Raw genomic sequence first — 24602 nt, forward strand, 5'->3', positions numbered from 1 at the left:
CCTTGACATTGACGAGGTCATTACCTGTCCTTGCGCCAGTCGAGGCGCGGCGGGGGTGGTCCCAGGTTGGGCGGCGGCTCTTCCTCGTCGCCTGGCGAACCGGTCAGCGCGAGCACCGCGTCGCGCACCTCGTCCAGCTCGCCGAGGGTGGTCCTGGGGAAGGTGAGGATGGCCGGGTTGGCGTCGGCCAGCCGTACCCGCCGGCCCTCGGCCGTGGCGTCGGTGACGATCACGGAGGTGGTGGGCAACTGCTGGAGCTGGTGCGGCTCGACCAGGAACTCGCGCGAGCGCTGCAGCACCCGCTCCGTCTCGCCCATCTTGGTGGCGGTCCTGCCCCACTCGGTCGACTCGGTGATGTCCTCCGCCAGATCGGTACGGCTGTCGCCGCGCTCCTCCGTGGCGTCCTCCACCTGGGAGATCGTGGAGGTGTAGCCGCCGTCGAGCCCGGCGATGGAGGCGCTGATCGTCTCGGTGAGCTGGGCCAGCTCGAGCCGGTGCTCGGTGCCCACGTGCTCGCTGGCCACCCGGGCGTCCTCGGCGTTGCCCAGGCGCATGAACGCCACCGCGGCGTGTCCCCTGCCCAGCCGCTCCCGCACGGCCGGGGTGAGCGAGCGGTAGGTCAGGACGAGGCCGGTCCTGGAGGTCTCGCAGGCGTCCATCAGCCGGTCGAGCACGTCGCCGCGGAGCTTGTCCGCCCCGGCCACGATGATCGTGTGGTACCAGGGCCGGTCGGAGGCGGGCGACTGGCGCAGGATGTGCGTGAGCGCGGTGGCCACGTAGGTGCCGAGCACCCGGTTGCCGAACACACCCGCCTGACGGTCCATGCTGACCACGCGGAGCCTGGCCGGCGGCAGCCGTACCGCCTGGGTGCCGAGCGTCTCCAGCTTGCGCAGCTGTGACTCCAGCGCCCAGGCCCGCTCGATGACCACCCGGTCGCTCACACCGCGGCCGAACAGCGTGCCGATCCGTTCGAGCTGGGTCGCGGTGATCAGCCCGAAGCGCAGGTCGTCGCGGGGGTCGCCGACCTGGGCCAGCGCGCGGAGGGCGGCGGTGACCTGGTTGATCGTGGCGTTCTCGCCCAGTACCTCCAGCACCCGCTCCAGGATCGCGTTGTCGAAGCTCAGGTCGCGGGTGGTGCGGCTCTCCTCGCTGACGCTGACGACGTGCGCGAGCACGTCGGCGAAGGCCTCGGGCTTGAGCGTGGCGCCCAGGTCCAGCTTGGGCAGGTCGACGGGGAGCACCCAGACCAGCGGCTCGTCGCCGCCGCGGCCTGCCAGCTCGATGAGGTCCTTGGCGACCGCCCCCTCCGACAGGTCGAGCACGGTCAGGTGGCCGCCGGTGTAGAGGCGGGTGGCGCCGAGCAGCGTGATCAGCGCCGACCAGCCGGGCAGCGTGCCGCCCGCGACGTCGATCCTGTCGATCTCGTCGGGGACTGCCACCGCGTACCAGGTGAGCTGGCGGTCGTGGCGGTCCTTGAGTTCCTGCCACTCGCGGTAGCGCTGGGCGTGCTCCTCCTGGGCGTGGAACAGCTCCTTGTCACGTTCCTGGCGCTGCCGGTCGTCCCTGGCCTGCTGCTCGTGCACCCGGTACTTGACCGCCCTGTCGCCCTGCAGGAGCGCGTAGCTGCAGATGCCCGCCACGCCGCCGGCGGCGACCAGGCCGATGAGGGCGAAGGACCAGTTGAGGTATCCGGCCACGGCGGCGCCGAGGATGATCGCGGTGAGGATCACCATGAACCAGCGGAATATGCGGACCGGGCGGTTGAGCAGGTCCTCCTGCAGACGCTCGCGGCGCACCAGCTCGGGATCGGGCTCGGCGGGCGACGGCTCGCTCTCCTCGACCGGCGAGGGCCGCTTCGGCGGAGGCCCCGGATCGGGATGCAGCAGGATGTACTGCCAGCCCAGGTAGATGCGGTCAGCCTGGAGCTGAGCATGCTCGGGATGCACGTCCGCCACGTGACCCTCCGGCCGCCATATGTCATTAGTACGTGACAGCGTATGAGCTCAATCCCTGCAGCGGCAGGGTTCTCGGCAATTCGCCCAGCCCGATGGGACGAATGCGGCAGATGGTGTAACCGTGACCTACTACCATCCTTATCCATGACGGAACCCTCCGGCGGCAGCAGCACCAAGCCCAGACGCCCGGTAGTGGTGCCCGCAGTTGCCCTGGTGGCCGCCACCGGACTCGGCATCACCGCCCTCCTCGGCGGTTTTGACGATAGGCCCGACCCAGCGCCACCCAAGCTCGGTGCCGGGCAGACGCTCGACCAGGGGCAGTTCGAGACGCAGTTCGTGGAGTCCAGGTACTCGGAGAAGAAGGCGGAAAACGAGTTCACCAAGGACAAGCGCTTCCTCGACCTGGTCTTCAAGGTGACGAACAAGACCGACGATGCCGCCTACGTGGGCTCTCCCCGCTCCTCGACCGGAGGCGGCGGCGGCTTCGGCCAGTCGGTGCTGAAGATGACCCCGGTGATCAAGTCCCAGTTCGGGCCCCTCACCTTCGTCCAGTCCAGGGGCGCGACCAGCTCGATCCTGCAGCCGGGCGTCCCGTCCACCGTGATCTTCCGCTACGAGCTGGGCCCGGGCGTCAAGCCGCCCACGGAGGTGTCGCTGGAGGTCGGCACGTTCGAGGACAACGAGAGCGCGGTCGACGGCACGACGAGCTGGATGCTCGCCTCCGAGGCCGGCTTCCAGGACGAGAAGGCCTCCGACACCGTCGCCGCCACCGTGACGCTGCCCGTCAAGCAGGGGGTCGCCTCATGACGGCCGTGGAGCAGCGGGTCGTGGCCCCCGGGGGCGGCCACCGCCAGGCCAGGAGCAGGAGCGCGGGCACGATCGTGCTCAACGCCCTGGTCGGGCTGGTGCTCGCCGGGGGCGCCGTGGCGCTGCAGACCCTCGCCCTCTCGGCCGGCGACATGGGGCAGCCGCTGACGTACTCCGGGGCCAAGGGCCAGGAGATCGACGCCGGCCGCTTCTCCGTGAAGGTCACCGGCGTCTCCTCGGCCAAGCAGCTGCGCTCGTTCGGCAAGAGCGTGCCGACCGACCAGATCTTCCTGGTGATCGAACTGCAGGCCACGGTGCCCAAGAAGCCGCTCACGCTGGGCACGCCCGACCTGCTGGCCGCCGACGGGCGCCGCTTCCAGGCCACCGACAAGGTGCAGAAGAGCGACACGATCGCCGGCAGCGCCATCCAGCCGGGCTGGTGGACGCCCGGCGTATTCGTCTTCGAGGTGCCCGTGGACGCGCTCGCCGGCGCCAAGGCGGTGATCGGCGCGCAGGGCAGCGCACTGTACGGCGAGCCCCTCATGCCGGAGGCCCAGGTGGAACTGGGCATCGACGACGCGACTGCCAAGCGGCTCGCCTCCGCGCCCGCGGAGGTCTACGCCCTGGGCGAGAAGAAATAGGGCCATGACCTCCAACGATCCGAACCGCGACTGGTTCGCGCCGCCGCCCGGCCAGCCCGAGCCGCCCGCCGGCCAGACTCCGCCACCCGACCAAACCCCGCCACCCGGTCAGGCTCCGCAGCCCGGTCAGGGCGCGCCGCGGTCGCTCCCTCGCCGGCCGCGCGCCCGCCGCTCCCAGCGCAGGCAGGCGCGTGACGCCCAGCAGCAGGGCCCCTCGCCTTTCGAGGACACCATCCCGTACGGTGGCCGGCCGGCGCCCCCTTACCAGGGCCAGGGCCGACCGCCCCAGGCAGGCCAGCCCCCTTACGAGCCGCAACCCCGCGCCGGGCAGCCCGGCTACGGGCAGGCGCCCGATTACCCGCAAGGCCGACGGGCCAAGCCACCGGTCCGGCCGGACCAGCAGGTATGGCCACCCGCCCGTCCCGAGCCCGCGATCACCTCGACGCAGCCGATCCCGGCGGTGCCCAGCGCGGGCCCGCTCCCGACCACGCCGCCGACGCCGCCCACGCCTCCGGTCACGCCGCCGCCTGCCATACCGCAGCCCGCCATACCGCAGCCTGCCGTACCGCAGCAGCAGGAAAAGCCGCGGCGGTCGCGCACGGTCCTGCTCGGCGTGGCCGCGGTCGCGGCGTTCGTGGCCGCCGTGGGCGTGCCGACGTTCGACCGGTACCTGTTCTACAAGGGCGGCCAGCCCGACGACATCGAGCACGTCGTGCAGGCGGGCCAGGCGTTCGCGTTCGAGCACGTGTCGTGGAAGGTGAACGTGGAGCCGACCACCCCTGTGCCGGGGACGGCGAACGTCATGCCGGACACGAAGCAGTTCCTGAAGCTCACGATCATCAGGTCGGCGACGGACGCCGACGGCTCGGTGCTGACCGGCCGCCCCGAGGTGTCACTGGAGGACGCCAAGGGACGCACCTGGAAGGCCGACAACCTGGAGGACAACGTGCCGCCGGAGAAGAACCCGGTGGGCCAGGAGTTCAGCTACGTCATGCAGGCCGCCGTGCCCAAGGACGTGGCCGCCCAGGTCGAGGTCCATCTCCGGCCCGACACCACCTACCGCAACGACACCCCGGTGGACAAGCTGCTGGAGGTCAAGCCGGAGGACGAGGAGAAGAACAAGCGCAAGGACGTGCTGGTCTTCAGGCGGTGATGTCCTCGCCCCTGGCCCTGGCCCGGGTGGCCGCGATGTCGAAGGTCGCGGCCAGCACCGCGTAGGTGAGGATCGTCAGCAGCATGTCCTTGACGAACTTCACCGGCCAGCTGACCACCAGCCACATGTAGGGCACGTCGGACCCGATCAGCGTCCTGACCCCGCGGTCGAGGTAGTCGGCGCCCACGTGCAGCCCGACGTAGAGCACGCACATCACGCCGAACGCGACGGCGCCACCCTTGATCGTGATGCGCAGGGCGTTCACCGCCGGCACCCAGCGCTCCTGGAACCCGCCGATGACCCGGTCGACCGCCTTCTGCGTGATGGCGTGGCTCTCCTCCAGCCTGTCCACGCCGCGCACGGCCTTCGTGCCGGTCAGCGCCTTGCGGGTGTCGTCCACCGAGCCGCCGAAGACCAGCACCGCGATGGCCAGCCAGGTCAGCGGCACGGCCACGGCGTCGATGACGTACGGCCAGACGTCGTGGACGAAGCCCCAGAAGGCTTCCCAGCCGGGCACGCTGTCCTTGGCCTTGGCCCACAGGTCGTTGGTGCCCTCCACGACGGCCCGGTGGGAGGCCCAGTCGGAGCGCGCCTTGGTGAAGGTGAAGACGGCGCTCAGGCCGCAGAACATGAACGCGAACTCGGAGTAGGCCAGCGCCAGCCCCGAGTACTTGCCCGACCCCCGCTCGACCATCTTCTCGAACAGGAAGCGGAGCCCGAACACGACCACCATGGCCACGGCGGAGATGCGCCAGTCCAGGTCGATCATGCCGCGCCCGAGGGTGGCCTCCTCCTTGGTGCCGTGCGCGACGTTGTTCAGGATCGTCACGTAGAAGTTGTCGTCCAGGTTGTGGAAGTAGTCCATCTGGAGGAAGTCCCGGTAGTCCCCCAGGTACAGCTCCCACGCCAGGTAGATGAGCGCGAAGGCCGGGGCCACCCGGTTCATCGAGCCCCAGAACCGCTCGTCCTGGGTGCCGTCGGCGCGCCGTGCCCGGGTTTCCGTCAGCGCCTTGCGCAACGACAGGAACATGCCGGTGATCATCGTCATCGTGACCATGACGATGAGCGTCATCAGCAGGTTCGTCCCGACCAGGCGCAGCTGCCGCACGCTGCCGTGGGACGTCTCGGACATCAGGTAGAGCAGGCCCCAGCGGGTCAGCTGCCCCGCGGAGAACCACAGCACCAAGGGCAGCAGGCATCTGCCCGCGAGACGGAGCGCGTGCAGGGGAAGCGAGAACGGCGACGGCACCTTCTGAGCCGGCGCAGGCCCAGGACGGGGTGGCGCCATTACGCCTGACGAACCGGACATCTGTCGAATCGTATCGGTCTGTCCCACATGCCGCAGCCGCAACTCCCCATCTCGTACGGCATGCCCTACCCACAGGAGAATGCGAGACGATGGAGAGATGGAGACTCCGGCGCTGGATGTCGATCCGCGGATCGTGGGGCAGCGGATACGGCGGCTGCGTGAGGCGCGCGGGGTTTCGCTGTCGGAGCTCGCGCGGCGGGCAGGTGTGGGCAAGGCGACGCTGTCGGGCCTGGAGACCGGGCAGCGCAACCCCACGCTGGAGACCCTGTGGGCGATCACCGCGCAGCTCGGTGTGCCGATCGGGGCGATACTCGACCCGCCGCCCGAGCCGCAGGTGATGCGCGGCACCGCGATCGAGGCCACGCTGCTCGAGGTGTTCCAGGACGAGCACGTCACCTACGAGCTCTACCGGCTGCACGCGCCGCCGGGGACCTCGCAGAGCTCGCCCGCGCACCACGCGGGCGTGAGCGAGCACATCACGATCTTCAGCGGCAGACTCGAGGCCGGCCCGATCGGCGAGCAGAGGACCGCCGGACCGGGCGAGCACCTGTCGTGGGTGTCGGACGTGCCGCACGCCTACCGCTCGCTCGGACCCGACGCGGTGCAGGCCACGCTGCTGATCCGCTATCCGACCTGAGCCGGCTTGCAGGTACGGCACGGCCGGTAGCCGGCCTCCCTCGCCTGTGCCAGGCTGCGGAACCCGTGGCGGTGCCTGGGCGTGATCCGCCGGGCGTTGTGGCAGGTCGGGAAGCAGACCACGCCCGTGGTGTCGGAGGCCAGGTAGAAGACGTGCTGCCCGGCGAGCTCGCGCAGGCCGTCCAGGTCGGCGCCCTCGGCTCGCAGCAGTTCCTGCTTGGCCTCGGGACCGAAGACGTACTCGCCGGTGGCCGCGTCGGAGCGGATCACCCGGTGACACGGCACCAGCAGCGGCACCGGGTTGGTGGCCAGCGCCGTACCGACCGCCCTGACGGCCTTGGGCCGGCCGATGCGCTCGGCGATCCAGGAGTACGGGCGGACCTCGCCCCGCGGGATGGCGGCGGTGGCGGTGAGCACGTCCCGCTGGAAGTCTCCGGCGCCGCGCAGGTCCACCCGCAGCCCCGCGCGCCTGCCGGTGCGCAGCGCCGTCACCAGCCCGGCGGGCGGCTTCTCGGCGGGCAGCAGCGGGCGGCCGAACCTCTTCCTGAAGTCCTCGCGGAACGGGCCCTGCCTGACGTAGGCGATGCCCTGGTCGGTGAAGGCCACGTTGAGCTCCCCGATCGGGCTCGGCACTGAGACCCAGCGGGCCGCGATCCGGTCGAGCAGGCCGTCGGGCGCATCTGTTGCCAGCGCCGCCAGCCCTGTCAGTAGTGGGTCCCTGGTCATCGGACACCTCCGAGCGCGCGCAGTCGGTGCAATCCCCGCGAAACATGCGACTTGACGGTGCCCTGCGGGATCTTGAGCACCATGGCGATCTCGCTCACCGGCAGGTCTACCACGTGCCTGAGCACGACGGCGGCCCGCTGTTCCTCCGGCAGCTGCCCGAGCAGTTCGGCCAGCTCGTCGCCGGTCTCGTGGCGGGCGGCCGTCTCCTCGACGCCCTCGCGCGGGTCGACGGTCTCCACCGGGTCGTCCACCAGGTCGGTGGGCGGCCTGCGGGACTTGGCCCTGGCACAGTTGCGCCAGATGTTCATCAGGATCGTCATCAGCCAGGCCCGCGGCTGCAGCGCGGCGATCCGGTCGGGCTCGTAGCCGGCCAACGCCTTGAAGGCCCGCAGGAACGCCTCCGCCGTGAGGTCCTCAGCGTCGGCCCATCGCCCGCTCAACCGCAACGCGGTCGAGAAGACCAGGCCCCGGTAAGCGCCGTAGAGCTCCCCGAAGCCCGTGTCCAGGTCCTCGAGCAGCGCCTTCCTGACGGGCTCGTCGTTCTCACTCACGCTGGATAGAACACCACGTCATCCGGATTCGTTGCGCCGTTGCGACGGGTGAGTCGCACCGACTCGCCGCGAGCGCCGGTCGCGGGCCCTCAGCCGGAGTGCGGCGGGCGGCCGGTGGGGTGGCTTGCCGTACAAAAAGAAAAGGGCCCGCACGGAGCGGGCCCTCCTCTAGAAACTACTCACACCGCCACCGCGAGGCTGGACACCTCGCCCAGCTTGGCGGAGACGTGCACGTCGCGGGTGATGCCGCCGCCGGCGATGATGCGGACGGTCCAGTCACCGGGAGCGGCGAAGAAGCGGAAGATGCCCTCGTCGGACACCACGACTTCGCCGGTGAACTCACCGGAGTGGTCGAGCAGCCGGGCGTAGGCGGTGCCCGCGCCGGTCACGACGCCCTGGATGACGGCCTGCGTCGACAGGTCGATCCCGGCGGGCAGCGCGATGGTCTGCTCCGGAGCTCCGCAACCCTGAGCGGTGCTGGTCATTGTCCCTCCTTCGTCGGTCCAACGACCGAGGTGCCGCGTCTGATTGTTCCTTCGCTTCGCTCAGTCACGGCCGTGCCTCCCCAAGCTCGATCGGCACGCCCACGAGCGAGCCGTATTCGGTCCATGAACCGTCGTAGTTCTTGACGTTGCCCTGGTCGAGCAGCTCGTGCAGCACGAACCACGTGTGCGCGGAGCGCTCGCCGATGCGGCAGTAGGCGATGGTGTCCTTGGCGAAGTCGACGCCCGCCTCGCCGTAGAGCGTGCGCAGGTCGTCGTCGGACTTGAACGTTCCGTCGTCGTTGGCGGCCTTGGACCACGGGATGTTGCGGGCGGTGGGCACGTGGCCCGCGCGCTGCGCCTGCTCCTGCGGCAGGTGGGCGGGCGCGAGCAGCTTGCCGGTGAACTCGTCGGGCGAGCGCACGTCCACCAGGTTGAGCTTGCCGATCGCGGCGACCACGTCGTCGCGGAAGGCGCGGATCGCGGCGTCCTGGTCCTGCGCGGCGTAGGACGTCTTGGCGCGCTGCGGCACGTCGCGGACCAGCTCGCGGGAGTCGAGCTCCCACTTCTTGCGGCCGCCGTCGAGCAGCTTGACGTTCTGGTGGCCGTAGAGCTTGAAGTACCAGTAGGCGTAGGAGGCGAACCAGTTGTTGTTGCCGCCGTAGAGAACCACGGTGTCGTCGTTGGAGATGCCGCGCTCGGAAAGCAGCGTCTCGAATCCGGTCTTGTCCACGAAGTCGCGGCGGACCGGGTCCTGCAGGTCCTGCTTCCAGTCGATCTTCACGGCGCCACGGATGTGGCCCTTGTCGTAGGCGCTGGTGTCCTCGTCGACCTCGACGACGACGACACCCGGGGTGTCCAGGTTGGACTCGACCCAGTCGGCATCCACCAGGACGGCGGAGCGGCTCATTGGGAAACCTCCATTTTGGCGGCGGGCAGTAGACGGCGAACAAGCAGATACATTTCGCAGCCAAGGCAGAATCCGAAGGCTGCGTTGAGGAAGGCGGCGAGGAGAGCCGCGGCCGTGGCCACCAGGGCCAGCGGCGTGATCTCTGCGAAATATCCGACCAGCCCCGCGATCGCGAAGACCAGCCCGACTCCCTGCGCGAAGCGCGGCGGGCGGGCGTCCTCGGTTTCCTTGGGCGCGCTCTTGACGAGCGCCTTGAAGAGCATTCCGTACGGCGAGCGGTTCGCCACCCCGAGCGCGAACACCACCGCCTGGGCGGTGAGCAGCCAGCCGCTCCCTGTCACCAGGACGAGAGCGAGGACCACAGTCGTGATGGCCGCGGAAAAGCGCAGCGCTCTAGGGTCGGCACGCATCGTGGGATGCTCCTGAAGGGTCGGGTTTGGTGCGGATCAAAATCCGCGAGACCGTCCTCAGGCAGCGCGACAGAGCGCGGTAGCGACGCGGCAGAAATCAACCGCGCGCCGCTTCGTCAGCAGCTCTGTCGATGGGTACATGCGGATGAGACTACTCGTCGTCTCGCGATCTGTCACATCTGGTCCGTCTCATGAGACGGCTTCGCCCAGAGCCGCGATGACATCGGCCTTCCTGGGCAGACCTGACGCCTTCTTCACGACATTTCCGGACCTGTCCAGGACGAGCACGGTTGGCGTCCTCAGGATGTCGAGCCGTCGTACCAGGTCGAGGCGGGATTCCGCGTCGATCTCGACGTGCGCCACGCCCTGCACCATGTCGGTCACCTCGGCCAGGATGCGCCTGGTTGCGCGGCACGGCTGGCAGAAGGCGGTGGAGAACTGGACCAGCGTCGCCCGCTCGCCCAGGGGCGCACCGAGGTCGTCGGCGGTCAGGTCGCCTCGCGTGGAAGCGCGCATGGTCCCGTCGCGGCGCAGCCGTACCACCCCGATCAGCGTGCCCAGCGCCAGCGTCGCCAGGACTACCCACAACCCGGTCATCACCGGTGCAACCGGCTGCGCACCGGGATTCTTCCCGTCAGGTCCGCTCGATCTTCACCAGAGCGTGGCCTGCCGCGTCGACGACCGCGAAGCGCTTGATGGAGTCCATCGGGATCGGTGTATCGCGGCGGAAGACCGTCTTGTCGGTGTAGGTCTGGCGGTTGACGGTCCACGGCTCGGTGGTGTCGCGCTGGCCGTTCTTGCCGTAGACCACCAAGCGGCAGGTGGTGCCCGGCGGGATGCCCGCGACCGACACGTTGAGCGTGGTGCCCTGCCTCTCCGGGAAGGCCACGACGGTGGCGTAGTAGCCGGAGTCCTCGTTCTCCGCGGTGAAGGCGCGCCCCGGCGTCGTCGCCTCGCTCTTGGCCTGTGGGGGCGCGACCTTGGCGTCGAACGGGCCAGGCGTGGACGCCGCGCGATCCTGCGGCGCCTGAGCGCTGGTGCCCGCGGTCTGTGCCGGGTTGTCGTGCTGGACGACGCTCCAGGTGGTGCCGCCGACCGCGATGGCGGCGGCCGAGGCCGCCACGGCGAGCAGCACGCGGCTGCGCCTGGTGCGCTTGGCCCGCGCGTTCAGCAGGCGGTCGAGCACCTGCTTGGGCGGACTGGACACCAGATCGATGTCGCGCTCGGAAACCTTGCCGAGGAAGGCGGTGACGCCCGCCAGCTCCATCAGCTCCGCACCGCACACCTCGCAGGTCGCCAGGTGCAGGTCGATTTCCAGCGCCTCGTCGGCCTCCAGCGCGCCCAGCGCGTGGGCGCCCAGCGAGAGCCGGACCTCCTCGCATGTCATGGCGCCAACCCCCGTTCCTCGAGGGCGAGCTTGAGCGCCCGCAGTGCGTAGTAGGTGCGTGACTTGACGGTGCCGGGTGGGATACCCAGCGTCGCCGAAGCCTCCTTCACCGATCGCCCCCGGTAGTAGACCTCCATGAGCACCTCGCGGTGCTCGGGCCGCAGCGCGGCCAGTGCCTCGGCCACGGCCCACGACTCGACGGCCCGCTCCAGGTCGTCCTCCGCCGGGATCACCGCGAGCGCCTCGTCACTAGTTTCCTGCGGCCGTGCCTTGCGGGCACGGTGCTGGTCGACGACGAGGTTGCGGGCGACGGTGAACAGCCAGGCGCGGATCGGGCGGCCGGAGAGAGCGTCAGGATGCCGCCACGCACGCAGCAGTGTTTCCTGTACGACATCCTCCGCTCGCCCCGAATCACCGGTGAGTCGCAAAACGTAGCCATACAGCGGCCCAGCGTGCTCGTCGAAAAGTGTGCGCACGAGCTCCTCGTCGGCGGTGCCAGCAGCTGGACTCACACCCTCAAGACGGAAATCCGGCCTGAGCGGTTCAAACTCATCCACGGAGCGGCACGTCCGTCGCCTCGGCCGAGAACTCGAGTCCGTCGGCCACGTTGCGAACGCCGGTGATCTTCACGTCGAACGGCAACTTCCCCTTGAACGGGATCGTGTATCCGACGAACTGCGCGAGCGCGTCGGGCACGCCCTCGATCTTCTCGGCCCGCAGCTTGATGCCGCCATCGGCCACCTCGACTCGCATCTCCGCGGTGAACCTCACCTTCTGGACCCCCACGGTCACCTCACCCGAGGCCACCAGATGTTGCCCGTTTCCGGTGATCTTCACCCCTTGGGGAGCGTACTTGTCGATCGTCTCCCTGGTGAGGGTCCCGCGAACGGCCACACGCCCGGCCCGGATGTTGGGCTTGTTCTGGAGCACATCGGTCAGCGGGGCGGTCACGTCGTAGGCCGCCCCCTGCAGATTTCGCACCGGCACTCCCCCGTACGTAAGGGTGCCGAGATTGAACCGTACCTCTGGATAGTGCCCGGAGATGGCCTGGGTCAGAAAAGGGATGCCTTCTATTGTCACCGTAGGGGTACCGCTCAGGTCGGTGGCCGCCGCAATCCGGTTCGCCAGGTCGCGCTGCACACCCGCGACCGCCACGCGGTCGACGGCGACCAGGAGGACTGCCAGCACGATCAGGAAAATGATCAGCTTGCGCATCGGGCTCCCTGTCTGGGCCGGGGATCTTGAGCCTACCGACTACCCACCGGCGAAGGGCGGAAGCACCTCCACGGTCGCACCGTCCTCCAGGACCACGTCGCGATGTGCCCGCCTGCCGACCGGCGAGCCGTTCACGAGGAACGAAGAACGCTTCACGACCAGGGCCAGCTCGGCGCGATTCTCTGTGATTTTCGTCATGAGTTCGTCAAGATTTGTCGCCTCGAACGTCTCCTCGGCAACACCCGCGGCCTCCTTGGCCGCGGCCCAGTAACGCACATTTCCGGTGGCCATGGGCACCTCACAATCGCTACTCATCCATTGTGCGGCAGCGTTAACACCGATGATTCGTGTTCACCTGGTGGACGCACAATGGCCGCCACATTCACCTGGGATATCCTCACCTACGGGACCTGGGCGACGTAGCCCCCGGGTCCTTGCGTGTTTGAGGAGGCACCGTGAGCGAGCTTGCGAGTGAGCCGTTGAACACTGTGAGCGTGCTCACAGGCGCGACGAAGGAGTGCCTGTGAGCAACCTGCTCCTGCTGACCAACGCCCTCGAGCCGTCCGCCGAGGTGCTGCCGGCGCTCGGCCTGCTCCTCCACTCCATCCGCGTCGCGCCCGCGGAGGCCTCCGTGCTGCTCGACGCGGGCCCGGCCGACGCGGTGCTGGTCGACGCCCGCAAGGAGTTGGTCCATGCCAAGAGCCTGTGCCGGCTGATCCGCACGACCGGCATCGACTGCCCGCTGCTCGTGATCGTCACCGAGGGCGGCCTGGCCGCGATGTCGGCCGAGTGGGGCGTGGACGACGTCCTGCTCGACAGCGCGGGCCCGGCCGAGGTCGAGGCCCGCCTGCGCATGTCGACCGGCCGTATCCTGCAGGCCGCCGGTGAGGACGTGCCCGACGAGATCCGCAGCGGCGACCTGTCGATCGACGAGGCCACCTACACCGCCCGCCTGCGCGGCCGCGTGCTCGACCTGACGTTCAAGGAGTTCGAGCTGCTGAAGTACCTGGCTCAGCACCCCGGGCGCGTCTTCACCCGGGCGCAGCTGCTGCAGGAGGTCTGGGGCTACGACTACTTCGGCGGCACCCGCACGGTCGACGTGCACGTGCGCCGCCTGCGCGCCAAGCTCGGCACCGAGTACGAGTCACTGATCGGCACCGTGCGCAACGTGGGCTACCGCTTCGTCCCCGACCGCACGGACACACACGTCTAGGAATCCCTTCCGGTACGGCGGGTCGTCACCCATTCCACGGGATTCGCGGCCAAGCTGCGCGAGGTCCTCTAGCCGCGGATGTAGTCGATCGTGAACCGCTTCGAATACGCCCGCGCGAGCCGCTCCCCGCGTGGGAACTCGTAGATGTTGACCACGAGCTGCATCGGGTAGTCCGGCGCCTGGTCATGCTCGGACCCTCCCGGGTCCTGTGACCGTGACGGCGGGCGCCCACCCCGCCCTTGCGTGTCGCCGACAGCGGGACCTGTGCTGTCTACGGCGGGGGGCGGGTGGGGTGGCTTGCCGTACAGGATGAGCATGTACGGCAAGCCGAGAAACCCCGGTACGGCAAGCCGAGACGCACCGGGCGTCAGTCGACGGCGGTGATGCGCGTGGTGGCCGGCGGGGCGATCGGGTTGTTCTGGCCGAGGTAGGCCACGAACGCGTCGATGTCCAGCGGGCCGCTCCAGATGTCGGTGCCGTCCTTGAAGCCGGCGAAGGCGTCTCCCCCGCCGACCAGGAAGTTGTTGGCCGCGACGCGGATCGACTGGGTGTCCGTCACGGGCACGCCGTCGATCTTGATGGCGGAGATCTTGGAGCCCCAGGCGGCGCTCCTGCTGTAGGTGTAGGAGAGGTTCGCCGAGGGCTGCAGGATCTTGGCGAACGGCTGGTTGTTGGGACCACCCGGGAACTGCTGCTCGAGCACGGTCTTGAGCTGCGCGCCCGTGAGCGTGACGGCCTGCATGAGGTTGTTGAACGGCTGGACGGTGAAGGCCTCGCCGTAGGTGACCACGCCGTCGCCCTCCTTCGCGGGCGATTCCGCGTAGGTCAGCGGGGCGCGCACGCCGCCGGGGTTCATCAGCGCGATCTGCGCGTTGCCGCCGGTCTTGGTGGCGGCGAGCTGGCCGTCGGCGATCAGGTCGCCGAGCGGGGACTCGCCGGTGGCGGTGCCGACGTTGGTGATGTCCGCGGCGATCTTGCCGACGGGCTTGTTGGCGACCCCGGACACCTTGTCCGTCCAGAACTTCATGAAGTCCGAAATATCGGGATCCGGGGTGACGTCGCGGGTGACGATGTGGTTGTCAGCCACGACCGAGCTCCTGACGATGTCCCGGGTCTTCGTGTCGACCTGCAGGTCCACCTGGGTGATGACGCGGCCGAACGAGCCGCCCTGCGAGTAGAGGCGGTCCTGGCCGGCTGGGTCCTTGACCTTGCACAGGTAGGCCTGGTGCGAGTGGCCGCTGAGCACGATGTCGATCTCGGGGTCGACCTGGGTGGCGATGCGGTTGCCCGGGCCGGGGATGGCGCTGCAGGCGTCGGGCGACTGGCCGGCGGTGACCTGGTCGCCCTCGTGCACGAGCACGACCTGCGCCTTGACCCCGAACAGCTTGAGGATCTTCGAGGCGACGTTGGCCGCCTTGACCTCGTCGACGAACTTCAGGTCCTTGATGCCGTCCGCGGTGACGATGTTCGGCGTGGTCTGGGTGACCAGGCCGATGAAGCCGATCGGCACGCCGTTCATCCACTTGATGCTGACCGGAGGCAGCGCGGGCACGCCCCAGTCCGACAGCAGCTGCTTGACCTGCGGGGATTCGCTGAGGTTCGCGAACGCGTCCGTCTTCTCGCTGGGGTTCTTGAACAGCACGTTCGCCCCGACGTAGTCGTACTTGGCGCCCTTCCACGGGCCCGCGGGCGAGCAGCCGTCGACCGGGTGGCAGCCGCCGAACATGATCCGGCGCAGCTCGGCGTAGCCCTCGTCGAACTCGTGGTTGCCGACCGCGGAGACCTGCACGCCGATCCTGCCGAGGAAGTCGACGGAGGGCTCATCGTGGTAGGCGGCGGAGATCAGCGGCGAGGCGCCGATGAGGTCGCCCTGGGCCACCTCGATCGTGTTGGCGTCCCTCAGCGCCTTCATGTGCGCGGCCACGTAGACCGCGCCGCCGGCGCTGACGGTGTTGCCGTTCTCGTCGATCATCCGGCCGGACGAACCGGTCGGCGGTTCGAGGTTGCCGTGGAAGTCGTTCAGCGCGAGGAGGCGCACGGGCACCGTCTTCGGGGCGTTACCGGCTTGCGCCGGGAGCGTTAAGGCCGCCAGGGAGCCCGCGACGACCGCTCCGGCCATGGCTAGCCGGAGGAGGGTACGTGACGTCATGGACCATGACGCTAAGCCCGAAAGCTTTGCAGCCAATGTCGCAAAGGTAACGATTCGCCGGACTCTGTCATGGCGTTTTTTGCCAGTGATACGCCTAGAGTTCGCCTTGTGACAGCGCGCGTGGAGACCCGGCAACGGCTCGATGAACAGGAAATCGCCGACGTGCTCAGTGTCGTCGAGGCGGCCACCGAGGCCGACGGCGTCAGACCGCTCAACGAGCACGTGATGCTCCACCTGCGGTACGGCGGCGACCCCAGGGCACGTTCGGTGCTCGTCCATGCCGGTGATCGTTTGGTGGGATACGCCCACGTCGACCCCACCGACGAGGTCGAGGGCCCCAGCGGCGAGCTGGTCATCCACCCCGGTTTCCGCGGTCAGGGGTACGGCAAGCGGCTGCTGACCGAGGTCCTCCACCTGACGGAAGGGCGGCTCCGGCTGTGGGCCCACGGCGATCATCCCGGGGCCGGGGCCCTCGCGGCGTCGCTGGGGCTGGCGCGGGTCCGGTCGCTGTGGCAGATGCGGCGCTCGCTCTTCGCGCCTCTGGAGCCCTCTCGGCTCCCTGAGGAGGTACGGCTGCGCACGTTCGTGCCCGGGCAGGACGAGGAGGCGTGGCTGAAGGTGAACTCGGCGGCCTTCGCGCACCATCCGGAGCAGGGCGCCTGGACCCTCGATGATCTTCTTAGGCGTGAGCGGGAGTCGTGGTTCGATCCCGCCGGATTTTTCCTAGCTTTTCGTGATGAAAGGCTCGTCGGGTTCCACTGGACGAAGATTCACGGATCCTCGGCACACGGGCATGAGCCACTGGGCGAGGTCTACGTGGTGGGCATCGACCCCTCGGCCCAGGGAACCGGGCTCGGCAAGGCGCTGACGCTGGTCGGGCTGTCCCATCTGCGCTCGCGCGGCCTCGCCCAGGCGATGCTGTACGTGGACGAGGCCAACACGGCGGCGATCCGGCTCTACGAGTCGCTCGGTTTCAGCCGGTGGGACGTGGACGTGATGTACGCGGCTACTCCACGATCAAGTGAATCCCGAAGTACACCAGAGCGGCCACCAGGGCAGCCGCGGGAATCGTGAGGATCCACGCGGTCACGATGTTGCCCGCGACCCCCCACCGCACGGCCGACAGCCGCTTGGTGGCGCCCACACCCATGATCGCCGAGGTGATCGTGTGCGTGGTCGAGATGGGAGCCCCGAATCCGATGGCCGCGACGTACAGCACCGTCGCCGCGGCGGATTCCGCGGCGAAGCCCTGCGGCGGGACGAGGGCGATGATGCGGCGGCCCAGCGTGCGCATGATGCGCCAGCCGCCGGCGTACGTGCCGAGCGAGATCGCCCCGGCCGAGGCCAGGATGACCCACTGCGGGATCTCGTCGGTGGGGGCGACGAAACCGCCGACGGTGAGCGCCAGGAAGATCACGCCCATCGTCTTCTGCGCATCCTGCAGGCCGTGCCCGAGCGCCATCGCGGCGGCCGAGACGGTCTGCGCGTAGCGGAAGCCGCGGGTGGTCTTTCCCGGCTGCGCGTTGCGAAAGATCCAATAAATTGCGATCATGATCGCCGCGGCGAGCGTGAATCCGATCAGCGGCGAGAGCACCATCGGGATGACGACCTTGTCCAGGACGCCGTTCCAGTGCACCACGCTGGCCGAGGCGAGCGCGGCGCCGACCAGGCCGCCGATGAGGGCATGGCTGGAGGAGGAGGGCAGGCCGAAGTACCAGGTGATCAGGTTCCAGGCGATGGCGCCGATCAGCGCCGAGCCCACGACCACCAAGCCGTGCGTGCCGTCCGGGGCCTCGATGATGCCCTTGCCGACGGTCTGCGCGACCTGGGTGCCGAGGTGGGCGCCGATGAAGTTCATCGCGGCGGCCATGAACAGGGCTGCCCTGGGGGTCAGTGCCCTGGTCGAGACCGAGGTGGCGATGGCGTTCGCGGCATCGTGGAAGCCGTTGGTGTAGTCGAAGGCCAAGGCGATGACGACCACACCGATGACGAGCGCGAGTTCCACTTAGCTTTCCTTGACCGCGATCGACTCGACGGTGTTGGCCACGTGCTCGAAGGCGTCCGCGGCCTCCTCGAGGGCGTCCACGACCTCCTTCATCTTCATGACCGTGAGGGCGTCGTACTCGCCGCTGAAGAGCTTGGCCAGCAGCCTGCGGTAGACCTGGTCGCCCTGGTTCTCCAGGCGGTTGACCTCGATCCAGTACTCGTTGAGGTTCTTCATCGACCGTAGCCGGGGCATCGCCTCGGCCGTCAGCTCGGCGGCACGCTCGAGCACCTCGACCTGCCTGACCACGTCCTTGGGCAGGTGGTCGATCTGGTAGAGGACGATGAGGTCGGAGGCGGCCTCCATGGCGTCCATCACGTCGTCCAGGTTCGAGGCGAGCCGGTAGATGTCCTCTCGGTCGAACGGCGTGATGAAGCTCTCGTTGAGCCGGTTCATGATCGCATGGGTGCGTTCGTCGCCGGCATGCTCGCAGGCGCGCATCTTCTCGGCCAGGTTTTCCCTGTCCGAGCCGTCACTGATGATCTCTACCAGCAGACGGGATGCCGTGACCAGGTTGTTCGCGGAGTCGGCGAACAGGTCGTAGTAGCTGTCCTCACGTGGCGTGAGACGCAGGCGCACGTCGTTCTCCAGATGTGCGGGGATGGTCCGTGGTAGAGGGTACGGCTTACCAGGCGAAATGCGAACTTCATGTCAACTTCTCCTTGTGGCTACCCTCCGCATGCTTTGTGAACCCGGGGGTGCGGTACTTTGAGATCTTTTTTAGACCTTGGAGATTGAACCCCCCGCGCCCATGCCCTTGGGCGTCCTTCGCCGCGTCGCCGGGCCGCTGTCTCCTGGGTCTTCGCGTGCCTGAGCCCGCGCGCTGTCGGGCGGCGTGGCCCCGGCCGGACCTTCGCGTGTCTCCCAGGCCTCCGCGTGTCGCAGACTTTCGTCTGCCTGGGACCCTCCCGCGTGTTGTCGGGCGCCGTGCCCGGGTTACCCTTCGCGTGGCCCCAGACCTCCGCCTGCCCGAGATCCGCGCGCCCCAGACCTCCGCTGGCCTAGGGCCTCCGCGTGCCTCAGACGCCTCGGCGCGCCTCAGACATCTCGACGCCTCAGGCATCTCGACGCGCCGCAGACCTCGGCGTGCCTCAGACATCTCCGCGCGCCATAGGCCTCCGCAGGCCTCAGACCCCCGCGGGCCTCAGACCTCGGCGTGTCGGGAGCTTCGAGTGCCATCAGGCGCCGAGTCTCGGACCCTCCATGTGTCGCCGGGCGACGCGCCTCATGCGTCGGCGTGTCCGGCCTTCACCCGGTTGGGACCTTGGTTCTGCAGGCTCTGCGGTCTCGGACCTCGGCGCTACAGCCCTCCGCGTCTCAGACCTTCGTCCGGTGGAAGTTGCGGAAGGACCGCGATGGAGTCGGCCCACGCTGGCCCTGGTACCGCGAGCCGTACTTCTCAGACCCGTAGGGATGCTCGGCCGGCGAGCTCAGCCTGAACACGCAAAGCTGCCCGATCTTCATCCCCGGCCACAGCTTGATGGGCAGCGTCGCCACATTGGACAGCTCCAGCGTCACGTGCCCGGAGAACCCAGGATCGATGAACCCCGCCGTCGAATGCGTCAGCAACCCCAGCCGCCCCAGCGAGCTCTTACCCTCCAACCGGGAAGCCAGATCGTCGGGCAACGACACCACCTCGTAGGTGGAGGCCAACACGAACTCCCCCGGATGCAGGATGAACGGCTCGTCCCCGTCGGGCTCCACCATGCGCGTCAGATCGGGCTGCTCGATCGACGGATCGATGTGCGGATACCTGTGGTTCTCGAACACGCGGAAGTAGCGGTCAAGCCTGAGGTCGATACTGGAGGGCTGAATCATGTCCCGCTCGAAGGGGTCAAGAGCCAGCCGTCCGGCGTCGATCTCGGCGAGGATGTCACGATCGGATAGCAGCACGCAGAGCAACCTACCTTGTGCGCGTGGTGGACTTGCTGCTGCGGCCGGAGTTTCCGCTACAGTAGTGGTCGCGACTTCGGCCGCAACGCGGGTGTAGTTCAATGGCAGAACATCAGCTTCCCAAGCTGACAGCGCGGGTTCGATTCCCGTCACCCGCTCTCGTAGTGAAGGCCCAGGTGGGGATGCGAATCCCGACCCGGGCCTTGGTTGTTTCCGGACTGGTTCGATCCTCGCGGGCCATTAACGGGCCATTAGCTCGTGATCACCCTGCCGGGACCAGCGCGCCCGCCGTGCCCTGGTCGTCATCATCGCGCGCTTTCGAGTGCGCAGGGTCCCAGGCCCGTCGTCGAATTCGCTGGACCAGATCATCATGTGACACGGACGACAGAATGGCGGTGAAGGCCCATTGACGATGGCAAGTAAGACCGGGTTGCTACCTTGGGAGCCACCCGGGCGGATGATCAAGAGCTGAGGCGGACGGGTCCGAACGCCCGGAACCCTGATGACCAGCCCGACGAACGTGTCTGTCCCACACGAACGAGCAGGCAGTGAAGCGAGGGCACCAGTGCTGCATACCTGGGTCAGCACCGCAGGAGGATCGCTGATCGCCGTCCCCAAGTCCGAGCTGAACACCTGGACAGGTGTGGACGACAACGACGGTCCCGTAGAGACCTGGGGTGACTACGGCCGCGCCTGTGCCATTGACGGCTACATCGGTCTCGTTACCGTAGGCGCACAGCAGGCCCTTGTTCTCGGCGACGAACCTGCCATGACAACTTATCTGCCGACCGAACGCCTCTTCCTGCGCTGGGCCGCCGCCTATTCCGAAGCTGAGCTGGTCGCGGCAGCCAAGCGAGCCCTCGCAGCGGAGCCGGCTTGGGACGATGACGAAGACCTGAACTGGGAGGTAGGGGAGGCAGTCGTGCTCTTCGACTCCGCTATCCCCGGTGCTGAGCTGGAACCTGACGACCGACTCATCATTGATCTCGCGCCCGGCCAATACAGAGTCCGAGCCACCTACACAAAGGACGAGGACAACTGGATGATCCTCGTCCAACTCCAGTCGGCGACCTGAGCTTTGAGCGTACTCCGCGCCTGTGCTCTTCCATGTGGTCAGGTCTCGTAGGAACCTCAGCGCGGCATTGCCCGAGCATGCTGCGCCGAAAGGGCCGCCCATCGCTCAACATCACGTACCTGATCACCTTGCGGACCTGCGGAATGCTTGCCCACCTGCACATCCCTCCAGCCGCCATCGCCCGCATCATGCACGGGAAGTTCTGCTCCGCCCCGCTCGACGAGCACGAGGGCCGTCGCTATGAAGCCCTCCATGAGCGAATGCAGGATTGGATGGTTCGAACGCTCGTAGCGCTCGATGAGTGCACTCACGAAGACCGCGAAGGCCGCCAGATCGACCTCGCATTCGTCGCTCTCCATGGGGCCGAGTCCCGTCGGCAACCCCGTCTCGGGTGCAAGCGCCTCCGCCGATCGCATGAATAGGCCAGCGACTCCGTTCGAGGGGTTCCAGAGGACTTGATCGCCAACCTGGAAATACTGGCTCATGTTCTCCTCGCGTTCCGCCGTGTCCGACGTTCCTCGGCGCAAGAGACGCCGTCCATCCAGACCTGCCGACGGTCATTAGACGAGGCCACGTTCATGTGGCACCGGCCGATCAGGGATCCTAGTTCGGCCGCCTTCGCCTTGTGCGTCTCGCACCTCAGGTGATCCATCAGGCTTCCTGGGAGGCACCTTGGGAGTGTGCGTGAAGGATGTCGCCCTTCCTCGGTAGTCTCTAGAAGACAAGGAAGGGGCGGGCATGACCGCACAACCGCAGGACTTCGTCTCCGTCGGCTCGTCTCTGCCTGAGAAGAACCTGCGGGCCATCCGTGCCGCGCTGGTCGTCCCGGAAGATCGCAAGGCTTTCGATGCCGGGCTCAAGGCTGTGCTCGACGAGGTCAGGGTGAGCCTGGATCTTGGAGCGCTGAACGCTTTCGTGCACCGCTGGTGGATCTCCGCGTGTGACACCGCAAAGGATCCCGAGGGACGCCGTCAGATGCACGTCCGCGCCCAGCAGGCCCTGGCCGGCGAACCCGTTCCTCAGGGAAGGCCGTGGCGGGAGATCCTTGCTGCTCGTGGGATCGATGTCTAGGTGTTCAAGCTCATCATCGATCCCGTAGCCGAGGAGCAGATCGCCGCGCTACCCGATCACGCACTGCATCCGCTCGCGGATCTGTTTGCGCTGCTGGAGACCGCTCCTTGGAGTGGAGATCCGTACGACTCCAAGAACCCCAGGGCGAACATGCTTACGCACCCGTTCGGAGAACGTGGTCTCGCCACCTATGTGGTCCTGGACCGGCAGCGCGAGGTCTACCTTGTTCGCATCGAATGGCCATAGGTTCGTGCCCGTTGCGTGCCCGTTCTCACAGCGATCAGCGGGGCGTCTCGGTAACTCACGGTCACTCGACAGGTGTATGCCCAGGTCAGCATTTCCCCTGGTCGGAAGCCATGATCTTGAAAGAGTTCCCAAGCTGACAGCGCGGGTTCGATTCCCGTCACCCGCTCCACACGCAAAGGCCCAGGTCAGAGGATGGTTCTCGACCCGGGCTTGATTGCTTTCTGGGGTTATTGATCTTCACGGGCCATTAGCGGGCCATTACTGCGGTCTAACGCGCTCTTCGCCCGTGGCGACCGTCCATCGCTATCCGTCGGTGTCCATGTTCGTCCGTGCGCGGTGTCATCCAGTTGGACGCAGTGATCGTCGCGCCTCTCGGTCTCGCAGCGGTCACCGTAGATCATCTAGCACGAGGTTCAGCGATCAAGGGCTTGAGAGATATGTTCCTTATGTGTCGGCGATCTCTACCGTGCTCTCCATCGCAGCGATCTCTTTCCTTGCGGCCTACACGCTGTGGCTGCTCATCACCAATCTGCCTCGTCGAGGCTACGCCGGTTTGTTCAAGGACGCCGATCACGGAGGTGTGGTTCTCTATTGGCGGCCCGGCTGTCGCTTCTGCATGCGGCTCCGCTTCCGCCTGCGCTTCACCAGCTTGGCCTACCGCGAGATCAACATATGGAAAGATCAGGAAGCGGCACGATTCGTCCGTTCTGTGGCAGACGGGAACGAAACGGTTCCGACCGTAACCGTGGCCGGCAAAGCTATGGTGAACCCATCGCTCCAGCAGTTGATCGACGCTGTCAAAGTATCCGTGCCACAGCTCCTGCCTGCCGAGGATGGCAGAAAGAAGCCGCCGCAGCCCTGACTGCTCCTAGAGACAGTAGCTCTGCGGATCACCCTGCGGGCATCTCGTCGGCGACGTCCCGCGCCTGGAGCCGCTTGTTGATCGCATCCGTGATCGCCTTGTCCGCCCCCGTGCGGCGTGCTGGTAAATCATGGCGGCCCTTACGTTGTCGTGTCCCATCCGAGCCATCAGATCCTTGAGGCCTGCGCCAGACTCGGCGGCGAGCATTCCTGGGGGTCAAGGTCATTCGTCCAGTGGGGCACTCCATCTTGACCCCCAGGCCCTGTCCCGCTTCCCCTTCAGGCGGGTCGACGGCGGACGGGATAATCCCAGTGGCGGAGCCGCGCGCGGGTGCGCCGCTCGCCATTTACTCCGCGTAGGTGCCATCGGGGCGCATGACCGCCGTGCGGGTCACCGGCGAAATTGTTTCGCTGGGCGCCCGATCATTCACTGCGACGACCAGCCGGAGTGTCCGATCAGCCTCGGGAAGCACGTAAGCCAGGACCCTATAGCCGCTCCCGTCCTCACCTATGACGTTCGCCCAGTCCTTATCACCGTTCTCCTCCATGACCGCGAGTTCGTCATAGATCGCGACACGACGCCACCGTGACAGGTACTCCTCTGCGAGCTCGGCTGCCGCCCGCTCGTCCATCCCGCCAAGCCGCCCTCCGTTGTGCCATTAGCGTGCCATTAAGGAGGGTAACGAGGGGTCAACAACGGTCACTCACGACCGGCCTCAGCCGCAGGTCAGCGCCCCCACAAGGCATGTTCCCTACAATTCCCAAGCTGACAGCGCGGGTTCGATTCCCGTCACCCGCCCCAACAACGAAAAGCCAGGTCAGGGAATGCCTCCCGACCTGGTTCTTGAACTTTCTGGCCCTCTGTTCGATCTTCCGTGCCCGTTACGTGCCCGATCTCTCTGGATCTTGGTCCTTCAGAGCCTCCTGCGCGAGCTTTCCCAGAGCGTCAGCGATAGCCCGGTCTCGCTCCATCGCGGTGTGCTGATAGATCAACGCCGCCCTCGTGGTCGAGTGACCCATGCGAGTCATCAGGTCGCGAAGGCTCGCACCAGAGCGTGTGGCGAGATCGTTTCCGGTGTGACGAAGGTCATGGAAGTGGAAGCCTGAGAGCTCGGCCCGCTTGAGCGCCGCCACCCAGACACGGGTGAACTTCGCGCGCCTGAGCTTGGCACCCGTGGGACCTTGCTCATGCTTTCGAAGCTGCAACGATCTACGAGTAGACGTACCCGTTCGCAATGCCCAGGTAGGACGCAATCACCTCCGGCACCATGAGCGGGGCCGGCCCTTCCGAACTCGGGATGGATCGAAGCCTCTATCAATCCTGGACAGGTTCAGTGCGAGGTGGACTCGTTCAGGGGGCTCACCCGGTCGCGTGCCGCGATAGCCAAGGCGATGAAATCACGAAACCGTGCGAACTCCTCTTGGTCCATCTTCAATCTCACCCCGCCCAGGACCTGGTCATCGCCCCGCTTGGCGCCGAGCCGAACCTTGAACCCGTCGCCGTGCGGCTGGACATCCACCCCAAGAAACGCCACGTGGTAGCGGCTGCTCTCGGACAGGCCCCGGTGAAAGATTTCAAGGGTCTTGCCGTCCTGCACCAGGATGTAGTCGCCGAGCTGAAACTCTGCCGCCATAGCTCCCGCTTCGAAAGCGTGTAGATAACAGTGCCCCGACTGTCTCATACGATCGACCCCGCTCATCGCTCCGGTGTCAGGCGTATGTGCAGAGCCCGAATCACTTCTCCAGGACCATCGCGAGTCTTGGGTGCCGTGTTGGGTTGCGTCCACGGGAGTGGTGTACGAGTTTGACCTGGTCACAAGCGTGGCGGCCGTGAAATGGAGACGGCCATCGCGTGATCCTTCGAGTGC

At 67.4% G+C, this 24602-nt stretch carries 32 protein-coding genes and 1 tRNA gene; 11 read left to right on the plus strand and 22 right to left on the minus strand.

The window, feature by feature from the left end; all coding sequences use genetic code 11:
- Nucleotides 1-20: 20 nt before the first annotated feature.
- Complete coding sequence (locus tag ACIBHX_RS41725; protein WP_397073186.1) at nt 21-1955, minus strand: hypothetical protein; 1935 nt, start codon at nt 1953-1955, stop codon at nt 21-23.
- Between the two features lie 144 nt (nt 1956-2099).
- On the opposite strand from ACIBHX_RS41725, the gene ACIBHX_RS41730 reads away from it, so the two are divergent.
- Genes ACIBHX_RS41730 through ACIBHX_RS41740 form a run of 3 tightly spaced genes read left to right on the plus strand, consistent with a single transcriptional unit; the run spans nt 2100 to nt 4556 of the window.
- The gene (locus ACIBHX_RS41730; RefSeq protein WP_397073188.1) at nt 2100-2762 is read left to right on the plus strand and encodes a hypothetical protein; all 663 of its coding nucleotides are present in this window, start codon (nt 2100-2102) and stop codon (nt 2760-2762) included.
- Nucleotides 2759-3403, plus strand: coding sequence for a hypothetical protein (locus tag ACIBHX_RS41735; protein ID WP_397073189.1), 645 nt, complete (start codon nt 2759-2761; stop codon nt 3401-3403). The genes ACIBHX_RS41730 and ACIBHX_RS41735 overlap by 4 nt, the downstream gene beginning before the upstream one ends.
- A gap of 4 nt (nt 3404-3407) precedes the next feature.
- Nucleotides 3408-4556 (plus strand): hypothetical protein, encoded by a 1149-nt coding sequence (locus ACIBHX_RS41740; RefSeq protein ID WP_397073191.1) that lies wholly within the window; start codon nt 3408-3410, stop codon nt 4554-4556.
- Here the strand turns inward: ACIBHX_RS41740 and ACIBHX_RS41745 are convergent.
- Nucleotides 4546-5805, minus strand: a complete 1260-nt coding sequence (locus tag ACIBHX_RS41745; RefSeq protein WP_397073192.1) for a hypothetical protein — start codon at nt 5803-5805, stop codon at nt 4546-4548. The two genes, ACIBHX_RS41740 and ACIBHX_RS41745, sit on opposite strands and share 11 nt — an antisense overlap.
- A gap of 139 nt (nt 5806-5944) precedes the next feature.
- Here ACIBHX_RS41745 and ACIBHX_RS41750 point away from each other — a divergent pair, with 139 nt between their 5' ends.
- Nucleotides 5945-6502, plus strand: a complete 558-nt coding sequence (locus ACIBHX_RS41750) for a helix-turn-helix domain-containing protein (RefSeq protein ID WP_397073194.1) — start codon at nt 5945-5947, stop codon at nt 6500-6502.
- On the opposite strand, the gene ACIBHX_RS41755 is transcribed toward ACIBHX_RS41750, so the two are convergent.
- The 11 genes from ACIBHX_RS41755 to ACIBHX_RS41805 all read right to left on the minus strand — a co-directional run bounded on the left by ACIBHX_RS41755 (nt 6490) and on the right by ACIBHX_RS41805 (nt 12473).
- Nucleotides 6490-7227, minus strand: a complete 738-nt coding sequence (locus ACIBHX_RS41755) for a methylated-DNA--[protein]-cysteine S-methyltransferase (RefSeq protein ID WP_397073195.1) — start codon at nt 7225-7227, stop codon at nt 6490-6492. The two genes, ACIBHX_RS41750 and ACIBHX_RS41755, sit on opposite strands and share 13 nt — an antisense overlap.
- The gene (locus tag ACIBHX_RS41760) at nt 7224-7778 is read right to left on the minus strand and encodes an RNA polymerase sigma factor (RefSeq protein ID WP_397073197.1); all 555 of its coding nucleotides are present in this window, start codon (nt 7776-7778) and stop codon (nt 7224-7226) included. The genes ACIBHX_RS41755 and ACIBHX_RS41760 overlap by 4 nt, the downstream gene beginning before the upstream one ends.
- A gap of 179 nt (nt 7779-7957) precedes the next feature.
- A complete protein-coding gene (locus ACIBHX_RS41765; RefSeq protein WP_397073198.1) occupies nt 7958-8263 on the minus strand; it encodes a DUF1416 domain-containing protein in 306 nt (101 codons plus the stop codon).
- Between the two features lie 64 nt (nt 8264-8327).
- On the minus strand, nt 8328-9170 hold the full coding sequence (locus tag ACIBHX_RS41770) for a sulfurtransferase (protein WP_397073199.1): 843 nt from the start codon (nt 9168-9170) through the stop codon (nt 8328-8330).
- Complete coding sequence (locus ACIBHX_RS41775) at nt 9167-9580, minus strand: DUF4395 domain-containing protein (protein ID WP_397073201.1); 414 nt, start codon at nt 9578-9580, stop codon at nt 9167-9169. Before ACIBHX_RS41775 ends, ACIBHX_RS41770 begins: the two co-directional genes overlap by 4 nt.
- A 57-nt stretch (nt 9581-9637) precedes the next feature.
- Nucleotides 9638-9721 (minus strand): putative leader peptide, encoded by an 84-nt coding sequence (locus tag ACIBHX_RS41780; protein WP_372455768.1) that lies wholly within the window; start codon nt 9719-9721, stop codon nt 9638-9640.
- Nucleotides 9722-9769: 48 nt separating this feature from the next.
- Nucleotides 9770-10096 carry a TlpA family protein disulfide reductase gene (locus tag ACIBHX_RS41785; RefSeq protein WP_397073239.1) on the minus strand — a complete coding sequence of 109 codons (327 nt, stop codon included), beginning with the start codon at nt 10094-10096 and terminating at the stop codon, nt 9770-9772.
- 118 nt (nt 10097-10214) lie between these two features.
- A complete protein-coding gene (locus ACIBHX_RS41790; RefSeq protein ID WP_397073203.1) occupies nt 10215-10967 on the minus strand; it encodes a zf-HC2 domain-containing protein in 753 nt (250 codons plus the stop codon).
- A complete protein-coding gene (locus ACIBHX_RS41795; RefSeq protein WP_397073205.1) occupies nt 10964-11479 on the minus strand; it encodes a sigma-70 family RNA polymerase sigma factor in 516 nt (171 codons plus the stop codon). The genes ACIBHX_RS41790 and ACIBHX_RS41795 overlap by 4 nt, the downstream gene beginning before the upstream one ends.
- A 37-nt stretch (nt 11480-11516) precedes the next feature.
- Nucleotides 11517-12182 carry a DUF2993 domain-containing protein gene (locus tag ACIBHX_RS41800; protein WP_397073207.1) on the minus strand — a complete coding sequence of 222 codons (666 nt, stop codon included), beginning with the start codon at nt 12180-12182 and terminating at the stop codon, nt 11517-11519.
- Between the two features lie 39 nt (nt 12183-12221).
- Nucleotides 12222-12473: a MoaD/ThiS family protein gene (locus tag ACIBHX_RS41805; protein ID WP_397073208.1), complete on the minus strand. Its 252-nt coding sequence runs from the start codon at nt 12471-12473 to the stop codon at nt 12222-12224.
- Nucleotides 12474-12705: 232 nt separating this feature from the next.
- Between ACIBHX_RS41805 and ACIBHX_RS41810 the strand changes: the two genes are divergently transcribed.
- Complete coding sequence (locus tag ACIBHX_RS41810; RefSeq protein WP_397073209.1) at nt 12706-13395, plus strand: winged-helix domain-containing protein; 690 nt, start codon at nt 12706-12708, stop codon at nt 13393-13395.
- 68 nt (nt 13396-13463) lie between these two features.
- Here ACIBHX_RS41810 and ACIBHX_RS41815 read toward each other — a convergent pair whose 3' ends face one another.
- Together ACIBHX_RS41815 and ACIBHX_RS41820 are read right to left on the minus strand one after the other, a co-directional pair.
- Nucleotides 13464-13721, minus strand: coding sequence for a hypothetical protein (locus ACIBHX_RS41815; RefSeq protein WP_397073210.1), 258 nt, complete (start codon nt 13719-13721; stop codon nt 13464-13466).
- Between the two features lie 41 nt (nt 13722-13762).
- On the minus strand, nt 13763-15544 hold the full coding sequence (locus ACIBHX_RS41820) for a bifunctional metallophosphatase/5'-nucleotidase (RefSeq protein ID WP_397073211.1): 1782 nt from the start codon (nt 15542-15544) through the stop codon (nt 13763-13765).
- A 108-nt stretch (nt 15545-15652) separates the two neighbouring features.
- Here ACIBHX_RS41820 and mshD point away from each other — a divergent pair, with 108 nt between their 5' ends.
- Nucleotides 15653-16618, plus strand: coding sequence for a mycothiol synthase (mshD, locus tag ACIBHX_RS41825; protein ID WP_397073213.1), 966 nt, complete (start codon nt 15653-15655; stop codon nt 16616-16618).
- Here the strand turns inward: mshD and ACIBHX_RS41830 are convergent.
- From ACIBHX_RS41830 to dcd, 3 genes are all read right to left on the minus strand, one after another.
- Complete coding sequence (locus tag ACIBHX_RS41830; RefSeq protein ID WP_397073215.1) at nt 16551-17549, minus strand: anion permease; 999 nt, start codon at nt 17547-17549, stop codon at nt 16551-16553. The genes mshD and ACIBHX_RS41830 overlap by 68 nt on opposite strands.
- Nucleotides 17550-18167 carry a DUF47 domain-containing protein gene (locus tag ACIBHX_RS41835; protein WP_397073217.1) on the minus strand — a complete coding sequence of 206 codons (618 nt, stop codon included), beginning with the start codon at nt 18165-18167 and terminating at the stop codon, nt 17550-17552.
- A gap of 738 nt (nt 18168-18905) precedes the next feature.
- Nucleotides 18906-19583 carry a dCTP deaminase gene (gene dcd, locus ACIBHX_RS41840; protein WP_397073218.1) on the minus strand — a complete coding sequence of 226 codons (678 nt, stop codon included), beginning with the start codon at nt 19581-19583 and terminating at the stop codon, nt 18906-18908.
- Between dcd and ACIBHX_RS41845 the strand changes: the two genes are divergently transcribed.
- Both ACIBHX_RS41845 and ACIBHX_RS41850 read left to right on the plus strand, forming a co-directional pair.
- Nucleotides 19569-19639 (plus strand) — tRNA-Gly (locus ACIBHX_RS41845). The genes dcd and ACIBHX_RS41845 overlap by 15 nt on opposite strands.
- Nucleotides 19640-20046: 407 nt before the next feature.
- Nucleotides 20047-20556 carry an Imm21 family immunity protein gene (locus ACIBHX_RS41850; protein WP_397073220.1) on the plus strand — a complete coding sequence of 170 codons (510 nt, stop codon included), beginning with the start codon at nt 20047-20049 and terminating at the stop codon, nt 20554-20556.
- Nucleotides 20557-20612: 56 nt separating this feature from the next.
- Here the strand turns inward: ACIBHX_RS41850 and ACIBHX_RS41855 are convergent, their stop codons facing one another.
- Nucleotides 20613-21041: a DUF6086 family protein gene (locus ACIBHX_RS41855; RefSeq protein ID WP_397073221.1), complete on the minus strand. Its 429-nt coding sequence runs from the start codon at nt 21039-21041 to the stop codon at nt 20613-20615.
- A 253-nt stretch (nt 21042-21294) separates the two neighbouring features.
- On the opposite strand from ACIBHX_RS41855, the gene ACIBHX_RS41860 reads away from it, so the two are divergent.
- From ACIBHX_RS41860 to ACIBHX_RS41870, 3 genes are all read left to right on the plus strand, one after another.
- Nucleotides 21295-21627 (plus strand): DUF6247 family protein, encoded by a 333-nt coding sequence (locus tag ACIBHX_RS41860; RefSeq protein ID WP_397073222.1) that lies wholly within the window; start codon nt 21295-21297, stop codon nt 21625-21627.
- On the plus strand, nt 21628-21873 hold the full coding sequence (locus ACIBHX_RS41865; RefSeq protein ID WP_397073224.1) for a hypothetical protein: 246 nt from the start codon (nt 21628-21630) through the stop codon (nt 21871-21873).
- 448 nt (nt 21874-22321) lie between these two features.
- A complete protein-coding gene (locus ACIBHX_RS41870) occupies nt 22322-22735 on the plus strand; it encodes a glutaredoxin domain-containing protein (protein WP_397073226.1) in 414 nt (137 codons plus the stop codon).
- Between the two features lie 346 nt (nt 22736-23081).
- Here ACIBHX_RS41870 and ACIBHX_RS41875 read toward each other — a convergent pair whose 3' ends face one another.
- The 3 genes from ACIBHX_RS41875 to ACIBHX_RS41885 all read right to left on the minus strand — a co-directional run bounded on the left by ACIBHX_RS41875 (nt 23082) and on the right by ACIBHX_RS41885 (nt 24368).
- On the minus strand, nt 23082-23366 hold the full coding sequence (locus ACIBHX_RS41875; RefSeq protein WP_397073228.1) for a hypothetical protein: 285 nt from the start codon (nt 23364-23366) through the stop codon (nt 23082-23084).
- A 250-nt stretch (nt 23367-23616) separates the two neighbouring features.
- Complete coding sequence (locus ACIBHX_RS41880) at nt 23617-23988, minus strand: tyrosine-type recombinase/integrase (protein WP_397073230.1); 372 nt, start codon at nt 23986-23988, stop codon at nt 23617-23619.
- Nucleotides 23989-24065: 77 nt separating this feature from the next.
- The gene (locus tag ACIBHX_RS41885) at nt 24066-24368 is read right to left on the minus strand and encodes a hypothetical protein (RefSeq protein ID WP_397073232.1); all 303 of its coding nucleotides are present in this window, start codon (nt 24366-24368) and stop codon (nt 24066-24068) included.
- Nucleotides 24369-24602 lie beyond the last annotated feature (234 nt).

Source organism: Nonomuraea sp. NPDC050536 (assembly GCF_044457685.1).
Taxonomy (GTDB): Bacteria; Actinomycetota; Actinomycetes; order Streptosporangiales; family Streptosporangiaceae; genus Nonomuraea.

What these genes read in the sequence shown, in the direction of transcription:
- ACIBHX_RS41730 (WP_397073188.1), top strand. Translation starts at nt 2,100, where the DNA reads ATGACGGAACCCTCCGGCGGCAGCAGCACCAAGCCCAGACGCCCGGTA.
- ACIBHX_RS41735 (WP_397073189.1), top strand. Translation starts at nt 2,759, where the DNA reads ATGACGGCCGTGGAGCAGCGGGTCGTGGCCCCCGGGGGCGGCCACCGC.
- ACIBHX_RS41740 (WP_397073191.1), top strand. Translation starts at nt 3,408, where the DNA reads ATGACCTCCAACGATCCGAACCGCGACTGGTTCGCGCCGCCGCCCGGC.
- ACIBHX_RS41750 (WP_397073194.1), top strand. Translation starts at nt 5,945, where the DNA reads ATGCGAGACGATGGAGAGATGGAGACTCCGGCGCTGGATGTCGATCCG.
- ACIBHX_RS41755 (WP_397073195.1), bottom strand. Translation starts at nt 7,227, where the DNA reads ATGACCAGGGACCCACTACTGACAGGGCTGGCGGCGCTGGCAACAGAT.
- ACIBHX_RS41765 (WP_397073198.1), bottom strand. Translation starts at nt 8,263, where the DNA reads ATGACCAGCACCGCTCAGGGTTGCGGAGCTCCGGAGCAGACCATCGCG.
- ACIBHX_RS41770 (WP_397073199.1), bottom strand. Translation starts at nt 9,170, where the DNA reads ATGAGCCGCTCCGCCGTCCTGGTGGATGCCGACTGGGTCGAGTCCAAC.
- ACIBHX_RS41775 (WP_397073201.1), bottom strand. Translation starts at nt 9,580, where the DNA reads ATGCGTGCCGACCCTAGAGCGCTGCGCTTTTCCGCGGCCATCACGACT.
- ACIBHX_RS41780 (WP_372455768.1), bottom strand. Translation starts at nt 9,721, where the DNA reads ATGTACCCATCGACAGAGCTGCTGACGAAGCGGCGCGCGGTTGATTTC.
- ACIBHX_RS41785 (WP_397073239.1), bottom strand. Translation starts at nt 10,096, where the DNA reads ATGCGCGCTTCCACGCGAGGCGACCTGACCGCCGACGACCTCGGTGCG.
- ACIBHX_RS41790 (WP_397073203.1), bottom strand. Translation starts at nt 10,967, where the DNA reads ATGACATGCGAGGAGGTCCGGCTCTCGCTGGGCGCCCACGCGCTGGGC.
- ACIBHX_RS41800 (WP_397073207.1), bottom strand. Translation starts at nt 12,182, where the DNA reads ATGCGCAAGCTGATCATTTTCCTGATCGTGCTGGCAGTCCTCCTGGTC.
- ACIBHX_RS41805 (WP_397073208.1), bottom strand. Translation starts at nt 12,473, where the DNA reads ATGGCCACCGGAAATGTGCGTTACTGGGCCGCGGCCAAGGAGGCCGCG.
- ACIBHX_RS41820 (WP_397073211.1), bottom strand. Translation starts at nt 15,544, where the DNA reads ATGACGTCACGTACCCTCCTCCGGCTAGCCATGGCCGGAGCGGTCGTC.
- ACIBHX_RS41855 (WP_397073221.1), bottom strand. Translation starts at nt 21,041, where the DNA reads ATGAGCCAGTATTTCCAGGTTGGCGATCAAGTCCTCTGGAACCCCTCG.
- ACIBHX_RS41860 (WP_397073222.1), top strand. Translation starts at nt 21,295, where the DNA reads ATGACCGCACAACCGCAGGACTTCGTCTCCGTCGGCTCGTCTCTGCCT.
- ACIBHX_RS41875 (WP_397073228.1), bottom strand. Translation starts at nt 23,366, where the DNA reads ATGGACGAGCGGGCGGCAGCCGAGCTCGCAGAGGAGTACCTGTCACGG.
- ACIBHX_RS41885 (WP_397073232.1), bottom strand. Translation starts at nt 24,368, where the DNA reads ATGGCGGCAGAGTTTCAGCTCGGCGACTACATCCTGGTGCAGGACGGC.